This is a genomic window from Ensifer sp. GW101-20A05, from assembly GCF_059424735.1.
Map to the genome: position 1 here is coordinate 61,969 of NZ_JBWKZT010000016.1, position 13,142 is coordinate 75,110.

14 protein-coding genes are annotated in these 13,142 nt (G+C 62.2%); 7 read left to right on the forward strand and 7 right to left on the reverse strand.

Features of this window, described 5'->3' with window-relative positions; translation table 11 throughout:
* Positions 1-89: 89 nt before the first annotated feature.
* The 3 genes from AC070A_RS28405 to AC070A_RS28415 all read left to right on the forward strand — a co-directional run bounded on the left by AC070A_RS28405 (position 90) and on the right by AC070A_RS28415 (position 3,451).
* Positions 90-410: a FliM/FliN family flagellar motor switch protein gene (locus tag AC070A_RS28405; RefSeq protein WP_057251683.1), complete on the forward strand. Its 321-nt coding sequence runs from the start codon at positions 90-92 to the stop codon at positions 408-410.
* A 268-nt stretch (positions 411-678) separates the two neighbouring features.
* Positions 679-2,445, forward strand: coding sequence for a peptidoglycan D,D-transpeptidase FtsI family protein (locus AC070A_RS28410; RefSeq protein WP_492383716.1), 1,767 nt, complete (start codon positions 679-681; stop codon positions 2,443-2,445).
* 238 nt (positions 2,446-2,683) lie between these two features.
* Complete coding sequence (locus AC070A_RS28415; RefSeq protein WP_058328347.1) at positions 2,684-3,451, forward strand: 3-hydroxyacyl-CoA dehydrogenase; 768 nt, start codon at positions 2,684-2,686, stop codon at positions 3,449-3,451.
* 66 nt (positions 3,452-3,517) lie between these two features.
* On the opposite strand, the gene AC070A_RS28420 is transcribed toward AC070A_RS28415, so the two are convergent.
* Positions 3,518-4,129: a helix-turn-helix transcriptional regulator gene (locus tag AC070A_RS28420; RefSeq protein WP_492383717.1), complete on the reverse strand. Its 612-nt coding sequence runs from the start codon at positions 4,127-4,129 to the stop codon at positions 3,518-3,520.
* 167 nt (positions 4,130-4,296) lie between these two features.
* On the opposite strand from AC070A_RS28420, the gene AC070A_RS28425 reads away from it, so the two are divergent.
* The 3 genes from AC070A_RS28425 to AC070A_RS28435 all read left to right on the forward strand — a co-directional run bounded on the left by AC070A_RS28425 (position 4,297) and on the right by AC070A_RS28435 (position 6,018).
* Positions 4,297-4,905 carry a superoxide dismutase gene (locus AC070A_RS28425; RefSeq protein ID WP_113478984.1) on the forward strand — a complete coding sequence of 203 codons (609 nt, stop codon included), beginning with the start codon at positions 4,297-4,299 and terminating at the stop codon, positions 4,903-4,905.
* 153 nt (positions 4,906-5,058) lie between these two features.
* Positions 5,059-5,655: a flavin reductase family protein gene (locus AC070A_RS28430; protein WP_492383718.1), complete on the forward strand. Its 597-nt coding sequence runs from the start codon at positions 5,059-5,061 to the stop codon at positions 5,653-5,655.
* A 30-nt stretch (positions 5,656-5,685) separates the two neighbouring features.
* The gene (locus AC070A_RS28435) at positions 5,686-6,018 is read left to right on the forward strand and encodes a tetratricopeptide repeat protein (RefSeq protein ID WP_058323222.1); all 333 of its coding nucleotides are present in this window, start codon (positions 5,686-5,688) and stop codon (positions 6,016-6,018) included.
* 68 nt (positions 6,019-6,086) lie between these two features.
* Here AC070A_RS28435 and AC070A_RS28440 read toward each other — a convergent pair whose 3' ends face one another.
* The 6 genes from AC070A_RS28440 to kdgD form a co-directional block, all read right to left on the reverse strand.
* Entirely contained in the window at positions 6,087-7,367 is a 1,281-nt protein-coding gene (locus tag AC070A_RS28440; RefSeq protein ID WP_492383719.1) for a TRAP transporter large permease, read from the reverse strand.
* Positions 7,368-7,889, reverse strand: a complete 522-nt coding sequence (locus tag AC070A_RS28445) for a TRAP transporter small permease (protein WP_494773611.1) — start codon at positions 7,887-7,889, stop codon at positions 7,368-7,370.
* 81 nt (positions 7,890-7,970) lie between these two features.
* Entirely contained in the window at positions 7,971-8,948 is a 978-nt protein-coding gene (locus AC070A_RS28450) for a TRAP transporter substrate-binding protein (RefSeq protein WP_112997354.1), read from the reverse strand.
* Between the two features lie 129 nt (positions 8,949-9,077).
* The gene (locus AC070A_RS28455) at positions 9,078-9,950 is read right to left on the reverse strand and encodes an amidohydrolase family protein (RefSeq protein ID WP_492383721.1); all 873 of its coding nucleotides are present in this window, start codon (positions 9,948-9,950) and stop codon (positions 9,078-9,080) included.
* Position 9,951: 1 nt separating this feature from the next.
* Complete coding sequence (locus tag AC070A_RS28460; RefSeq protein ID WP_492383722.1) at positions 9,952-11,088, reverse strand: mandelate racemase/muconate lactonizing enzyme family protein; 1,137 nt, start codon at positions 11,086-11,088, stop codon at positions 9,952-9,954.
* Positions 11,089-11,106: 18 nt separating this feature from the next.
* Positions 11,107-12,018: a 5-dehydro-4-deoxyglucarate dehydratase gene (gene kdgD, locus AC070A_RS28465; RefSeq protein WP_492383723.1), complete on the reverse strand. Its 912-nt coding sequence runs from the start codon at positions 12,016-12,018 to the stop codon at positions 11,107-11,109.
* A gap of 298 nt (positions 12,019-12,316) precedes the next feature.
* Here kdgD and AC070A_RS28470 point away from each other — a divergent pair, with 298 nt between their 5' ends.
* Positions 12,317-13,105 carry an NAD-dependent epimerase/dehydratase family protein gene (locus AC070A_RS28470; protein ID WP_492383724.1) on the forward strand — a complete coding sequence of 263 codons (789 nt, stop codon included), beginning with the start codon at positions 12,317-12,319 and terminating at the stop codon, positions 13,103-13,105.
* Positions 13,106-13,142: the final 37 nt, after the last annotated feature.

Genomic DNA, 13,142 nt, shown 5'->3' on the forward strand with positions numbered 1-13,142 from the left:
AACCCCCATTTAGCCACGGTTGCCACCCAGGGCGAACTGGCGCAACTCTTTGTTAAAGAGTCGTGAATCAGTGCTTTGGATGGTGCAGAATGATTAACAAGAAGCTACAGGATGAACTGGTCGAGCTCGATGAGAGACCTGCGCTCGAGAGCCGCTCGGTGATGAGCGAACGGGCGGTCCAGGGCATCCCGCTCGCGATCGAGGCGGTCATCGGTCGCGCCAGGCTGACGGTCTCTCAGATTTCAAAACTCCACCCTGATGATACGATCCATCTCGACCGCGATTTCGGCGATCCGGTCGAACTCAAGGTCAACGGCATGGTCATCGGCAGAGGAGAGATCGTCTATGACGAATCCAGCAACGCCGTCGGCATCAGGATCATCGATATATCGCCGATCGCGCAGCGCTAGTTTCAACGTCGCGCATTCCGCGCCGGAGAGACGCGGAGGCCCTTTTCTTCCGGCGTTGACCCGGTCTCCACGCGGTTGTCCGTCGATTGCCTGTGGATCAACAACCAGAACGAGCAAGAGTTAATAGGTTGTTAGCACATACCGAACAATTTTAGCCGCACAGGCAAAGCCTATCCTCTTTTAATTACCGTCCGAGAGCCTTGTTCGGTGTGCCGGCTGGCAGACTGATCCCATAGCTTCGGGTGGCTTAGATCTGGATGCGTTCGGAATGACATTGATCTCTCTCGCCGTCCGGCTGAAAAGCCGGGCACATTTTTCGCTGAAACGAAACGTCAGTGGCAAAAGCGGAGCGGTCGTCGGCATCACCCTGGGCCGGAGAACGCAGGCAAGGCAACGGCTTGGCATCATCATCGCCGGCTTTGCCGTGATCTTTCTGGTGATCATGGGCCGCCTGATCCAGTACGGACTGCAAAGACCTGTCGAGACGGCGTGGATCAGCGACACCAACCACGCTGTGGCCTCCCGCCCTGACATCGTCGATCGGCATGGGGAACTGCTGGCGACCGACGTCAACATGGTGTCGCTCTATGCCGAACCACGAAAGATCGTCGATGCGGACGAAGTCGTCGAGAAGCTCGCGACCGTCATTCCCAATCTCGATTGGCGCGATACGCACCGGAAGCTTCGATCCGGCACCGCCTTCCAGTGGTTGCGGCGGCAGCTCACGCCGCGACAGCAGGCGGACATAATGGCACTCGGCATTCCCGGCACCGGCTTCCGGCCGGAAAAGCGGCGCTTTTATCCGGGCGGATCGACGGCCTCGCATATCCTCGGGCATGTCAACGTCGACAATCAGGGCCTGCAGGGCATGGAGCGCTACATCGATCAGCAAGGACTTGCCGATCTCCGGGCGGCGGGATTGACCGGCAACACCCCGCTCGAGCCGGTCAAGCTCTCGATCGACCTTCGCGTTCAGAGCATCGTTCGGGAAGCGGTTGCGCGCGCCATGATCGACTACCAGGCGGAAGCCGCCGGTGCCGTGGTCCTGGATGTGGAGACTGGAGAAGTCATCGCGATGGCTTCGGTGCCCGACTACGATCCGAACCAGCCTTCGCGCACGCTGCCGGATGGCAATATCGACAAGGAATACGAAAAGGGCTGGTTCAACCGGATGAGCAATGCGACGTTCGAGATGGGCTCGACGTTCAAAAGCTTCACCCTGGCAATGGGACTGGACGCCGGCAAGATCAGCCTCAACTCCGTGGTCGATGCATCGCGCCCCATCCGCATGGGCGGCTTCACGATCAAGGATTTTCGCGGCAAGTATCGCCCCCTCACCATTCCCGAGGTCTTTCAGTATTCATCCAATATCGGAACCGCCGCGGTCGCCGACATGGTCGGCATCGAGGGACATCAGGCCTTTCTCACCAAGCTTGGGCTTCTTTCCAAGATGGAGACCGAGCTGCCGGGCGTGGCAACGCCCACGCAGCCCCGGAGCTGGAAGAAGATCAATTCGGTGACCATATCCTTCGGACACGGCGTTGCGACCACGCCGCTGCAAACCGCGGCCGCCGCTGCCGCTCTGCTGAACGGCGGCACCCTGATCTCTCCGACGTTCCTTCCGCGATCCCCCGAGACGGCGAAGGCGCAGGCTCAGCAAGTCCTGCAACCGACGACGAGCGCCGACATGCGCTACCTTTACAACCGCAACGGCAAGCTGGGCTCCGGCCGCCACGCCCAGGTGCCCGGCTTCCATGTCGGAGGAAAGACGGGCACGGCGGACAAGGTCATCAATGGCCGATACGCCACAAACCTCAATTTCAACGCCTTTCTCGCGGGCTTTCCCATGGATAACCCGCGCTACATCGTCCTTTCGATCGTCGATGCGCCGCTGACGGGCGAGAGAGGCGGCCGTCAGGCAGCGCACACAGCGGCGCCCGTCGTCCGGGAGATCATCAGCCGCGCCGGTTCCTTCCTCGGCGTCCAACCCCGCTTTGGACCCGAGCGCGAACCGCACCTGGTGGCGGACTTCTAAAAGCGGTTTGCGGAAAGGAGGCGGTGACGCGGACCGGGAATGGACGCATCGCCGCACCCGCCACCCTTGGCTTCATGCCTCAGCAAGGCTATGTCCATGTCCTGCAGCGCCGCGCGTCTCGTTAGACGCGCTAAGGTCGCTGTAGCACTTTGACGAGCTGCATGTTTTTGCTCTTTGATCGGGCACGATTAATGGAAACATGCACGAACGACACGATTCGGTACGGGAGGAGCCTCAGATGCTGATCGATGGAAAAGTCTTTATCGTGACCGGTGGCGGTTCGGGCCTCGGCGCAGCCGTCGCGCGGCGGCTGCATGGCGAGGGTGCCCGTGTGGTTCTTGCCGACGTCAACGCCGAGGCCGGACAGAAGATGGCCGAGGAACTTGGCAGCAACGCCCTCTTCCAGAAGACGGATGTCACCAACGAAGCGGATGGCGCCGCCGCCGTTGCAGCGGCACTGGATCGCTTCGGCCATCTCCATGGACTGGTGAACTGCGCCGGTATCGCGCCGGGTGAAAAGGTGCTCGGCCGCGACGGCCCGCATCGCCTCGAAAGCTTTTCGCGCGCGGTCGGCATCAACCTGATCGGCACCTTCAACATGCTGCGGCTTGCCTCCGAGGCGATCCAGCGGGAGGAGCCGGGCGAGGACGGCGAACGGGGCGTGATCGTCAACACCGCATCGGTTGCCGCCTTCGACGGCCAGATCGGCCAGGCGGCCTATGCCGCATCCAAAGGCGGCGTCGTCTCGATGACGTTGCCGATCGCTCGCGAGCTTGCGCGCTATGGCATCCGTGTGGTCGCCATTGCACCGGGCATCTTCGAAACGCCGATGATGGCCGGTATGCCGCAGGAAGTGCAGGATTCGCTCGGCAAGAGCGTGCCCTTCCCGCAGCGCCTCGGCAAACCCGAGGAGTTCGCGGCTCTCGTGCAGCACATCTGCGAGAACCGCATGCTGAATGGCGAAGTCATCCGCCTCGACGGCGCGCTGCGCATGGGCGCGCGCTGACAGGATCAGGACCGGCGCCTCGCCCGTATTCAATCGGGCGCGGCGCCACGCCTTTACCAAGGCAGATCAGGCGGCTTGATCGACCATCCTGACGACATAGGCGCAGCGGCGGGCGCCGGCGAGGATGTGCTCGGCGCGCTCGACCTCGACCCCGGGGCCAAGCACTGCGCGGAACACGCTCAACTCCGCCCGGCAGAAGCCCTGGCAGCTCGTCGCAGCGGCGCAGATCGGACAATGGTTCTCGACAAACAGCAGCGTGCCGTCACCGGGATCCTCGTAAGCCGCCATATAGCCTTCCTGAGATCGCAACCGCACTAGTTCGTCCACCCGCTCGCGCAGGCTCTTCTTGTCACTCATCGCCGCGCTGTAGTTCTCCCGCGTCTCGTTCTCCCGTGCCGCGATCAGCCGATCGATCGCCACCTCGCCAAGCGTCTGCCGGATCGTCCTCAACAGCTGGACGGTCAACTCCGCATGCGTGTCGGGAAACTCAGCGTGGCCAAGCGCGGTCAGCCCCCAGAATTGCGACGGACGGCCGACGCCTTTCGCCTCCGACCAGGACAGGACGAGACCATCCTCGGCAAGGCGAACCAGCTGTTGCCGTACGGCCTCGCCGGTAATCGTCAGACGCTTGCCGAGTGCCGCCGCCGTTTGCGGACCATGCAGCTTCAGCGCCAGCATGATGCGCTCTCCCGGCGTGCGGCCGCTGCTTTGCTCCGGATTTAACAAGTGATCGCTTGACATATTCCTGCGCGCAGATTTACAAAGAATTGTCTTGCTAAATACACTCTCATCCATTCGCAGACAAGTGATCCGTCGAGAGTGTCCCGCCCGCAAAGGAATTGATCATGGCCTTCGAACTTCCCGCCCTTCCCTATGCACCCGCAGCACTCGCTGAAAACGGCATGAGCGCCGAGACGATCGAATTCCACCACGGCAAGCACCACCAAGCCTATGTCACGGCGCTGAACGGCTTCGTCGAGAAGGACGCATCGCTTGCCGGCCTGTCGCTCGAGGAGATCATTCGTCTCAGCCACGGCAAGGCGGAACTGGCGCCGGTCTTCAACAATGCCGGCCAACACTGGAACCATATCCTCTTCTGGAAAAACCTTTCGCCCAAGGGTGGCCAGATCCCAGGCGCGCTCGAAAACAAGATCACCGAAGACTTCGGCAGCGTTCAAGGCTTCAAGGATGCCTTCAAGGCCGCCGCCACCGGCCAGTTCGGCTCCGGCTGGGCCTGGCTCGTACTCGGCCCTGACGGCAAGCTCAAGGTGACGAAGACCGCCAACGGCTCCAATCCGGTCGCAACCAACGAAGGCAAGGCCCTGCTTGGCCTCGATGTCTGGGAACATGCCTATTACATCGACTACCGCAACCGCCGACCGGACTACACCTCGAACTTCCTCGACAAGCTCGCCAACTACGAGTTTGCCGAAGCGGAATTGAAGTCCGCCTGACCTGCCGATGAGCACCGCGAGCCGGAACCGGCTCGCGGATCGGATGGTCAGAGAATTTGCGACGGCCCTCTCGCCCCCGCCTGCGCCTGGGCTTTCGCAAACCCCCGTGGCGTCTCCCCGCCGCCACGGGCTACCTCAGTTGGAACAAGACCCATGCGCCAGACATATTCGCTCTCCGTCGATATCGACGCCCACGCCGACCTGGCCGTGTCGAAACCGGAGTTCGCCGACACCCTGTCGCATCTCGCCGCTACCGTCTGCGTGGCAAGCTCCGGTGGGGGCGCCGATAGTCTCGGCCGGACCGTGACCGCCACTTTCTCGCTCTCCGCCAACCCGCCATCAATCGTCATTTCGATCAAGGCGGACAGTCCGCTCGCCACATTGATCGCCGCTGAAGAGGGGTTCTCGCTGGCCATGCTGGCTGAGGGGCAGGAACTGATCGCGGATGCCTTCGCCGGCAAGATGGAAGCGTCCAAGCGTTACCTCGTCGGCATCTGGGCCGACTGGCCGAGCGGACGGCCAAGGCTTCTCGGGGCCGCCGCTGCGCTCGACTGCGTGCTCAGCGCTTCGATGCAGGTCGGGGACCACACGCTGTTCGTCGGAACAATTGTCGCAACCGAGACTTCCACCCATGCCGACCCCTTGATCTGGAGCCGCCGGCGATATCAGTCTCTCGACAGGGCGAGATCGTTGCCGGCGCCGCCGGGCAACGGACATGCGGTCCTCGCCCCAACCAAGCCTGCGGCCTGAATCGGCGATCGTGTAGGAGGAACGCCAGCAATGCGGCAAGTGCTCGAAAAGCTCTTACAAGACGGCAAGGATGACGCCCTGCTGCGCTTCACGCTGGGCAGCATCTGCCTTCAGGAGGCGGATCTCGAAACCGCACTTGCCCATGTCGAGCGGGCAATCGCCTTCGACCCGGATTACTCGGCAGCGTGGAAACTGCGCGGTGCCATCCTGCACAAGCTCGCCCGGTTCGAAGAGGCGATCCAGGTCTGGCGCGAAGGTCGCGTTGTCGCCGAACGGAAGGGCGATCTGCAGGCGGCAAAGGAGATCGGCGTTTTTCTGAAACGCTTGGAACGCCAGTGCATCGCTGCGAACCGGAACGAATAGCCGACCCATCGCGGGGGGTAGACCGGGCCGGCAGTGATACCGAGCCCGAAAGCATCGAGACCGTCAACTCACTTGAAGACCGACGGCAGCCAGAGCGACAGGGCCGGGATGTAGGTGACCGCCATCAGCACCGCGATGCTGGCGCCGAAGAACGGCAAGATGGTGCGCATCGCCTCGCGAATGGAAATCCCGCCAACGGCACAGCCGACGAACAGCACCGTGCCGACCGGTGGCGTGTTGAGCCCGATGCCGGCGTTGAGGATCATCACCACGCCGAAATGCACCGGATCGATGCCGAAGGCCTTCACCACCGGCAGGAGCACCGGCGTGCAGATGATCACCATCGGCGCCATGTCCATGAAGGTGCCAAGGAACAGCAGGATGATGTTGATGACAAGCAGCACGATAATCGGGTTTTCCGAGATCGCGCTGATCGCGCTGATCATCAGCGCCTGCACCTGCAGGAACGCCATCAGCCAGCCGAAGGACGCCGCCATGCCGATGACCAGAAGCACCATGGCGGTGGTGCGCACCGCCCCCATCACCGCCTCGACGAAACCCGTCCAATCCAGCTCGCGGTAAACCAGCATGGCGACGAGGAAAGCATAGAGCACGGCGATGCAAGAGCTCTCGGTGGCGGTGAAGACGCCGGAGCGTACGCCGCCGAAAATGATTCCGATCAGCACGATACCGGGGAATGAGGCGAGCAGGTAATAGAAGACCTTGGAAAATCCCGGAAACGGCTCGGCCGGATAGCCTCTGCGCCTTGCAACGATATAGGCCGTCACCATCAGCGAAAGCGCAAGCAGCAGGCCGGGAATGATGCCGGCGGTAAAGAGATCGGCGACGGAGACATTGCCGCCCGCCGCGATCGAATAAAGGATCATGTTGTGCGACGGCGGCACCATCAGCGCGATGATCGCCGCATTGACCGTGACGTTGACGGCATAGTCGCGGTCATAGCCGCGCTTTGCCATTTGCGGGATCATCAGGCCGCCGACCGCCGAGGCATCCGCCACTGCCGAGCCGGAGATGCCGCCGAAGAGTGTCGAAGCGACGATGTTGACCTGGCCGAGACCACCGCGAAGGTGCCCGACGAGGCCGGCGGCAAACTGGATCAGCCGGTTGGCAATGCCACCGCGCACCATGAGGTCGCCGGCAAAGATGAAGAACGGGATCGCCATCATGGCGAAGATGTTCATGCCGGAATTCAACTGCTGGAACACCACCACCGGCGGCAGGCCGAGATAGAGAACGGTGGCGAAGGAGGCAATGCCGAGGCAAAACGCGATCGGCGTGCCGATGAACATCAAGAGGGTGAACACCCCGAAGAGGATAGTGTAAGCCATTCAGGCCATCTCCTGCACGACGACATCTGCGGCGACATCGACACCCAGAACCAGATCGATCAAACGCTCGGCGGCAAACAGGGCAATCATCACACCGCCGACAATGAGCGGAAAAAAGTCGACCCCTCCCGGCCAGCCGAGAACGGGAATGGTGGCCGTCCAAGTGCCGAAGCAAAGAAGCAGGCCGTAATAGGCCATGGAAGCGCCGAAGATGACGATCAGGCCAAGGCTCGTCAGGTCCATGGCCATTTGCACTGAAGGCTTCATCACATGACGGATGACATCGAGCCCGAGATGCACACTTTCGCGCACGCCGACGGCGGCACCGAGCATGATGAACCAGGCCATGAGATGAAGGGCCAAGGGTTCAGACCAGCTTGGCGAGTCGTTCAAGACGTAGCGGGCAAAGACCTGCCAGCCGACGATCAACGTCATAGCGACCATGCCGGTGCCGGCGATATAGAGCGACGCGCGGCTTAGCGCTCCGAGAACCGGGCGCATCGCCCGCATGAAACGACGCATGTCTCTTCCTCCTCCGCAAAAGCGATCAATGGACAGTTGCGAAAGCCGGCTCCATTCTCGGAGCCGGCCCGCCGTCTGCTGTCACTTGACCGCCTTCACCCGCTCGAGAAGGTCCTTGAGTTTCGGGTCGCTGACGAACTGGTCGTAGACCGGCCCCATGGCGGCGGCAAACTCTTCCTTGTTGACCTTGATGACGTTTGCACCGGCGGTGCGAACCTTCTCTTCCGAGACTTTTTCGCGCGCGCTCCACAATTCGCGCATCTTGCCGACGGAATCCTTTGCCGCCTGGCGGATCAGGCCCTGGTCATCGGCGGAGAGCTTGTCCCAGCTCATCTTGGAGATCACCAGGATTTCCGGGTTGAGAGAATGTTCGGTGAGCGAGTAGTTCTTGGCCACCTCGAAATGACGGGCGGACTCGTAGGACGGCCAATTGTTCTCGGCACCGTCGACGACACCGGTCTCGAGCGACGAGTAAACCTCGCCCATCGGCATTGGCGTCGGGTTGGCGCCGAAGGCCTGCATCATCGCGATCCAGAGATCAGACTGCTGCACGCGGATCTTCAGCCCCTTGAGATCGGCCAGTTTCTCGATCGGCTTTTTGGTCGTGTAGAAGGAACGGGCGCCGGAATCGTAGAAGGCGAGACCGATCAGACCGTGCGGCTCGAAAGCGGCGAGAACCTCCTCGCCGATCGGGCCGTCGACCGTCTTGTGCATGTGCTCGGTCGAGCGGAACAGGAATGGCATGCCAAGGACCATCGTCTCCTTGACGAGGTTGTTGAAGGGCGCCGCATTGACCCGGTTCATGTCGATGACGCCGAAGCGGGTCTGCTCGATCGTGTCCTTCTCGCCACCGAGCACGCCGTTGTTCATGACCTCGATCTTGATCCGGCCGTTGCTGCGCTCGGACAGCAGCTGCCCCATGTACTTCACGGCCTCAACCGTCGGATAGCCGTCCGGGTGGATGTCCGCCGAACGCAAGGTGATTTCCTGCGCCTGTGCCGCTGTGCCGGCAAACGCCAGCCCCATTGCGACGCAAAGCATGCCTGCAATTTTCTTCATCGTTTCCTCCTCCACTAATTGTGCTTCGGCCTCTCCCAAGGCCGAGTTGCTGCCCGTCCGGGCCGGCATGCGAAATCTCATGTCCTTGGGCCCGACAGGGAGCCTCCCGGCTCCGGCCGCGGGTCGAAGTCACGCCGCCGCGAAGGCCGGCAGCTTGAACAGGTGTTCCGGGTTCTCAACGAGGGCCAGATGCTTTACCCGGTCGTTGGCAAGCCAGCCGAGCACCAGTGCGGCAAGCCGCGCGTCATTGGGATAGTCTTCCGTTTTCCGGATCATGTTGTGCGGCCAGTTCGAGCCCCAGATGATACGTTCCGGGGCATGGTCGGCGATCCTGCGCGAAAAGGCGGCCACGTCTGCATAGGGCCATCCCGCTCGCGAACTCTCGTAGACGCCCGCGAACTTGAACCAGACATTGCCCCGGTCGATCAGTTTGAGAAGTGCTGCAATCTCCGGCCCATCCGGGTCGACGCCGGCGAAGAATTTGCCGTGGTGATCGAGCACCCAGCGCGAACGGATGCGCTCCAGCCGCGGCAGGTGGTCAAGTATCCTGTTGCCATCGAACTGCACGGCGATCATCCAATCCGCCGCGTGTGCCCGTGCGTCGATCGCTTCCAGCGCGTCGAGCCCCACCGCGCCACCGGGCAGATCCATGATGCGTGCGCCGACGGCGCCGGATGCGCTCAGCGCGTGCATGTCCGCATCGGACGTGGTTTCGTCGATGACGACGACGGCACGTGCTGCATCCCTCATGGCGGCGACACAGGCAAGCGTGTTGGCGTTGTCCCGCTGGTGGGCATTGCCCTGGGTGATGATCACCCTGTCGATACCGAGCCAATCCATGACCCCGCGATAGGCCGTGACGTCTGGCAACGGTTCAGCCGGTAAAGGCGGACCGCCGGGAAGCGACGGAAACCCCGGCAGATACATGTGCATTTGGGCATCGACCGTGCCCTTCGGCAGACGGGGTTCAGGAGGACAGCCGGAGAGGGTGCGCTCGATCATCTCAAGCCTCGGGCATCTTGAACTGGGCGAGCGCACCGCGATCGATCTCTATGCCGAGACCAGGCGCGTCCGGGATCGCAACGACACCATTGACCGCCTCGATCGGCGTCTTCAGCACCGCCTGGCGGAAGGGATTCTCCGTCCGGTCGAACTCCATGATCGGCTCGATCGGGTTCACCCGCACCGGATCTGGCGTCATCGCCGCCATGAACTGTAGCGCCGCGGCAAGATGCACGCCGGTACCCCAGACATGCGGCACGATGCGAACGCCATGCAACGTCGCAAGACTTGCAATCTTCGCCATCTCGGAGAACCCACCGCAGCCGCAGAGATCCGGCTGCAGGATGTCGACGGCGCGGCTCTCGATCGCTGGCCACATGCCGTAACGGGTGTGCCAGGTCTCGCCGCCGGCAACCGGGATGGGCTGCCCGGCTCTCACCTCGCGATAGGCCGAAAGCTGTTCCGGCACCACGGGCTCTTCGAACCAGTCGATATCGTAGTCCGCCGCCGCCTTGCCGAGGCGGATCGCCTCGGTGACGGTGTAGCCGTGATTGGCATCGATCATCAGCCGCATTTCATCGCCGATCGCCTCGCGCACGGCACGGATGACGCGCAGGTCTTCGTCGATGCTAAAGCCGATCTTGATCTTGCAGGCGTGAAACCCCTGCGCCCGGCGTTCCGCCATCTCCATGGCATTGTCGGAGACGCGATCGACGCCGTCGCGCTTGAAGCTGCCGGTCGCATAGGCGCGCACGCTCTCGCGCCAGCGGCCACCGAGCAGCATCGAGACGGATGCGCCGTAATGTTTGCCCTTGATATCCCAGAGCGCGATGTCGATGCCGGACAGCGCCGTGATCGCCAGACCGCGCTGCCCCTGATCACGCAGCGCATTGTAGAGAATCGCCCAGAGTTTTTCGGTCTGGCGCGGGTCCTGGCCGATCAGCCAGGGGGAATAGGCCGCGACCACGGCCGCATTGGGTCTCGCCGGCCCAAGGCATTCGCCCCAGCCGACGGTCCCGTCATCGCATTCGATCTCGACTAGCACATGCGCGCGCCGATCAAAGCGCATCGACGCGCTTTCGAACGGCACCGCCAGCCGGTGCTCGAGGAGATGCGTGCGGACGGCAACGATCTTCATGCCACTCCTCCCTGCCCGTCACGCTTTGCGCTTGTGACTGCCGATGAGGGCGTCGAGCATCTCGACTTCGGCCCCCGTCAGGTCCTTGAGCGGGCTGCGCACCGGACCCGCATTGAACCCCTGCAGGCGCACGCCCGCCTTGACCGCCGAAACGGCATAGCCCTTGGCGCGGTTGCGGATGGCCATGAACGGATAGAAGAAATCGTTGAGGATGCGCTCGCAGGTGGCGCGGTCGCCGCTGCGCAGCGCCGCATAGAACTCGTTGGCAAGACCCGGAACGAAGTTGAAGACGGCGGACGAATAGGTGGTGAAGCCAGCACCGAGATAGGCCTCGGCAAAAAGCTCGGCGGTCGGCATGCCGCCGAGATACATCAGCCGGTCGCCCATCTTGGCGGTGACCTGGCGCACGAGGCCGATATCACCGGTGCCATCCTTGAAGCCGATCAGGTTCGGGCATTCGTCACAGAGCCGCGCCAGCGTGTCGGGCTGCAGCACGGAGTTGTCGCGGTTATAGACCATGACACCGATGCCAACCGACTGGCAGATCTTCTTCACATGGGCGTAAAGCCCTTCCTGCGGCGCATCGATCAGGTAGTGCGGCAGGAGCAGGATGCCATCGGCACCGACCCGCTCGACCGAGCGGGCGATATCGACCGCCATCTCCGTGCCATAGCCGCAGCCGGAAACGATCGCCGTTTCGCCAGCAACCTCCTTGGCGGCGGCAACGATGCCGGGGATTTCATCGGGTTTCAGCGAGAAGAACTCGCCGGTTCCGCCGGCAGCAAACAGCACCGGCGCCTTGTAGCCCGCCAGCCACTCGACATGTGCCTTGTAGCTTTCCGGCGCAAAGCGACCGTCCTTGTCGAAGTGCGTGACCGGGAAGGAAAGGAGGCCCGATCCAAGCGCGGCCTTGATCTGTTCTGGGGTCATTTCGCGCGGGTCCTCCCTAATACTCGACGCGCCCTACTAAGCAAGTCATCACATACATGTCAATATGTGATAATACAAGTGATCATATGACCTTCGAAATTCAATGACCCCGCGCCTTTGGCACCGAATCTCGTTTCATCTTGCCACGCAACACAAAACCCCAGCGAGCCAGGTATTCAAACGCGCAAGCTCTCCATTCATGTTGCAGTGAAGATGTATTATATGTTAGCCAGTATTGTATGATGTGATTGACTGATGACCGACGGGACCCCACCCGCCGACATGAAGGAGATGGGCGATGGAACGACTTCTGATCACCGGCGCAGCAGGCCAATTGGGCCGCGTCATGCACAAAAAGCTCGCCCCGATGGCAAAGGTGATCCGACTTTCCGACCGTTCGCCGCTCGACCCACCCGGCGAGAACGAAGAATGCATTCAGTGCGACCTCGCCGATGCCCGCGCTGTCCATGACCTTGTTGCCGGCTGCGATGCAATCCTGCATCTCGGAGGCATATCCGTCGAACGACCCTTTTCAGAAATCCTCGACGGCAACATTCTCGGCCTCTACAATCTCTACGAAGCTGCGCGCGCCAACGACAAGCCGCGCATCCTGTTCGCCAGCACCAACCACACGATCGGCTACTATCCGCAAAACGAGCGACTCGGCCCGAATGCCCCCTACCGGCCGGACGGGCTCTACGGTGTGTCGAAGTGCTTCGGCGAAGCACTTGCCCGCATGTACTTCGAGAAGTTCGGCCAGGAGACGGCGCTGGTGCGCATAGGCTCGTGCCTGCCGGAGCCCATCAACTACCGCATGCTGTCCACCTGGCTTTCGCATGACGACTTCGCGTCCCTGATCGAAGCCGTCTTCCGCGTCCCGGTTCTCGGCTGCCCGGTCGTCTGGGGCGCGTCTGCCAACGACGCCGGCTGGTGGGACAATTCGCACATTGGATGGCTGGGCTGGCGACCGAAGGACAATGCCGAAGTCTTCCGCGATAAGATTGCCGCAAGCAGCCCGAAGCCGGACCCGGGCGATTCGCTCGTGCGGTATCAGGGCGGCGCCTTCGTCGATGATCCGATCTTTTAGAAGTAGGCCCTACGCCTTGCCAATGGATTGCGCCCTT

Excerpts from the sequence above, each read along its gene's own strand:
- AC070A_RS28470 (WP_492383724.1), top strand. The coding sequence starts at position 12,317 with ATGGAACGACTTCTGATCACCGGCGCAGCAGGCCAATTGGGCCGCGTC.
- AC070A_RS28415 (WP_058328347.1), top strand. The coding sequence starts at position 2,684 with ATGCTGATCGATGGAAAAGTCTTTATCGTGACCGGTGGCGGTTCGGGC.
- AC070A_RS28420 (WP_492383717.1), bottom strand. The coding sequence starts at position 4,129 with ATGCTGGCGCTGAAGCTGCATGGTCCGCAAACGGCGGCGGCACTCGGC.
- AC070A_RS28445 (WP_494773611.1), bottom strand. The coding sequence starts at position 7,889 with ATGCGTCGTTTCATGCGGGCGATGCGCCCGGTTCTCGGAGCGCTAAGC.
- AC070A_RS28450 (WP_112997354.1), bottom strand. The coding sequence starts at position 8,948 with ATGAAGAAAATTGCAGGCATGCTTTGCGTCGCAATGGGGCTGGCGTTT.
- AC070A_RS28435 (WP_058323222.1), top strand. The coding sequence starts at position 5,686 with ATGCGGCAAGTGCTCGAAAAGCTCTTACAAGACGGCAAGGATGACGCC.
- AC070A_RS28430 (WP_492383718.1), top strand. The coding sequence starts at position 5,059 with ATGCGCCAGACATATTCGCTCTCCGTCGATATCGACGCCCACGCCGAC.
- AC070A_RS28405 (WP_057251683.1), top strand. The coding sequence starts at position 90 with ATGATTAACAAGAAGCTACAGGATGAACTGGTCGAGCTCGATGAGAGA.
- AC070A_RS28425 (WP_113478984.1), top strand. The coding sequence starts at position 4,297 with ATGGCCTTCGAACTTCCCGCCCTTCCCTATGCACCCGCAGCACTCGCT.
- AC070A_RS28460 (WP_492383722.1), bottom strand. The coding sequence starts at position 11,088 with ATGAAGATCGTTGCCGTCCGCACGCATCTCCTCGAGCACCGGCTGGCG.
- AC070A_RS28410 (WP_492383716.1), top strand. The coding sequence starts at position 679 with ATGACATTGATCTCTCTCGCCGTCCGGCTGAAAAGCCGGGCACATTTT.
- kdgD (WP_492383723.1), bottom strand. The coding sequence starts at position 12,018 with ATGACCCCAGAACAGATCAAGGCCGCGCTTGGATCGGGCCTCCTTTCC.
- AC070A_RS28455 (WP_492383721.1), bottom strand. The coding sequence starts at position 9,950 with ATGATCGAGCGCACCCTCTCCGGCTGTCCTCCTGAACCCCGTCTGCCG.
- AC070A_RS28440 (WP_492383719.1), bottom strand. The coding sequence starts at position 7,367 with ATGGCTTACACTATCCTCTTCGGGGTGTTCACCCTCTTGATGTTCATC.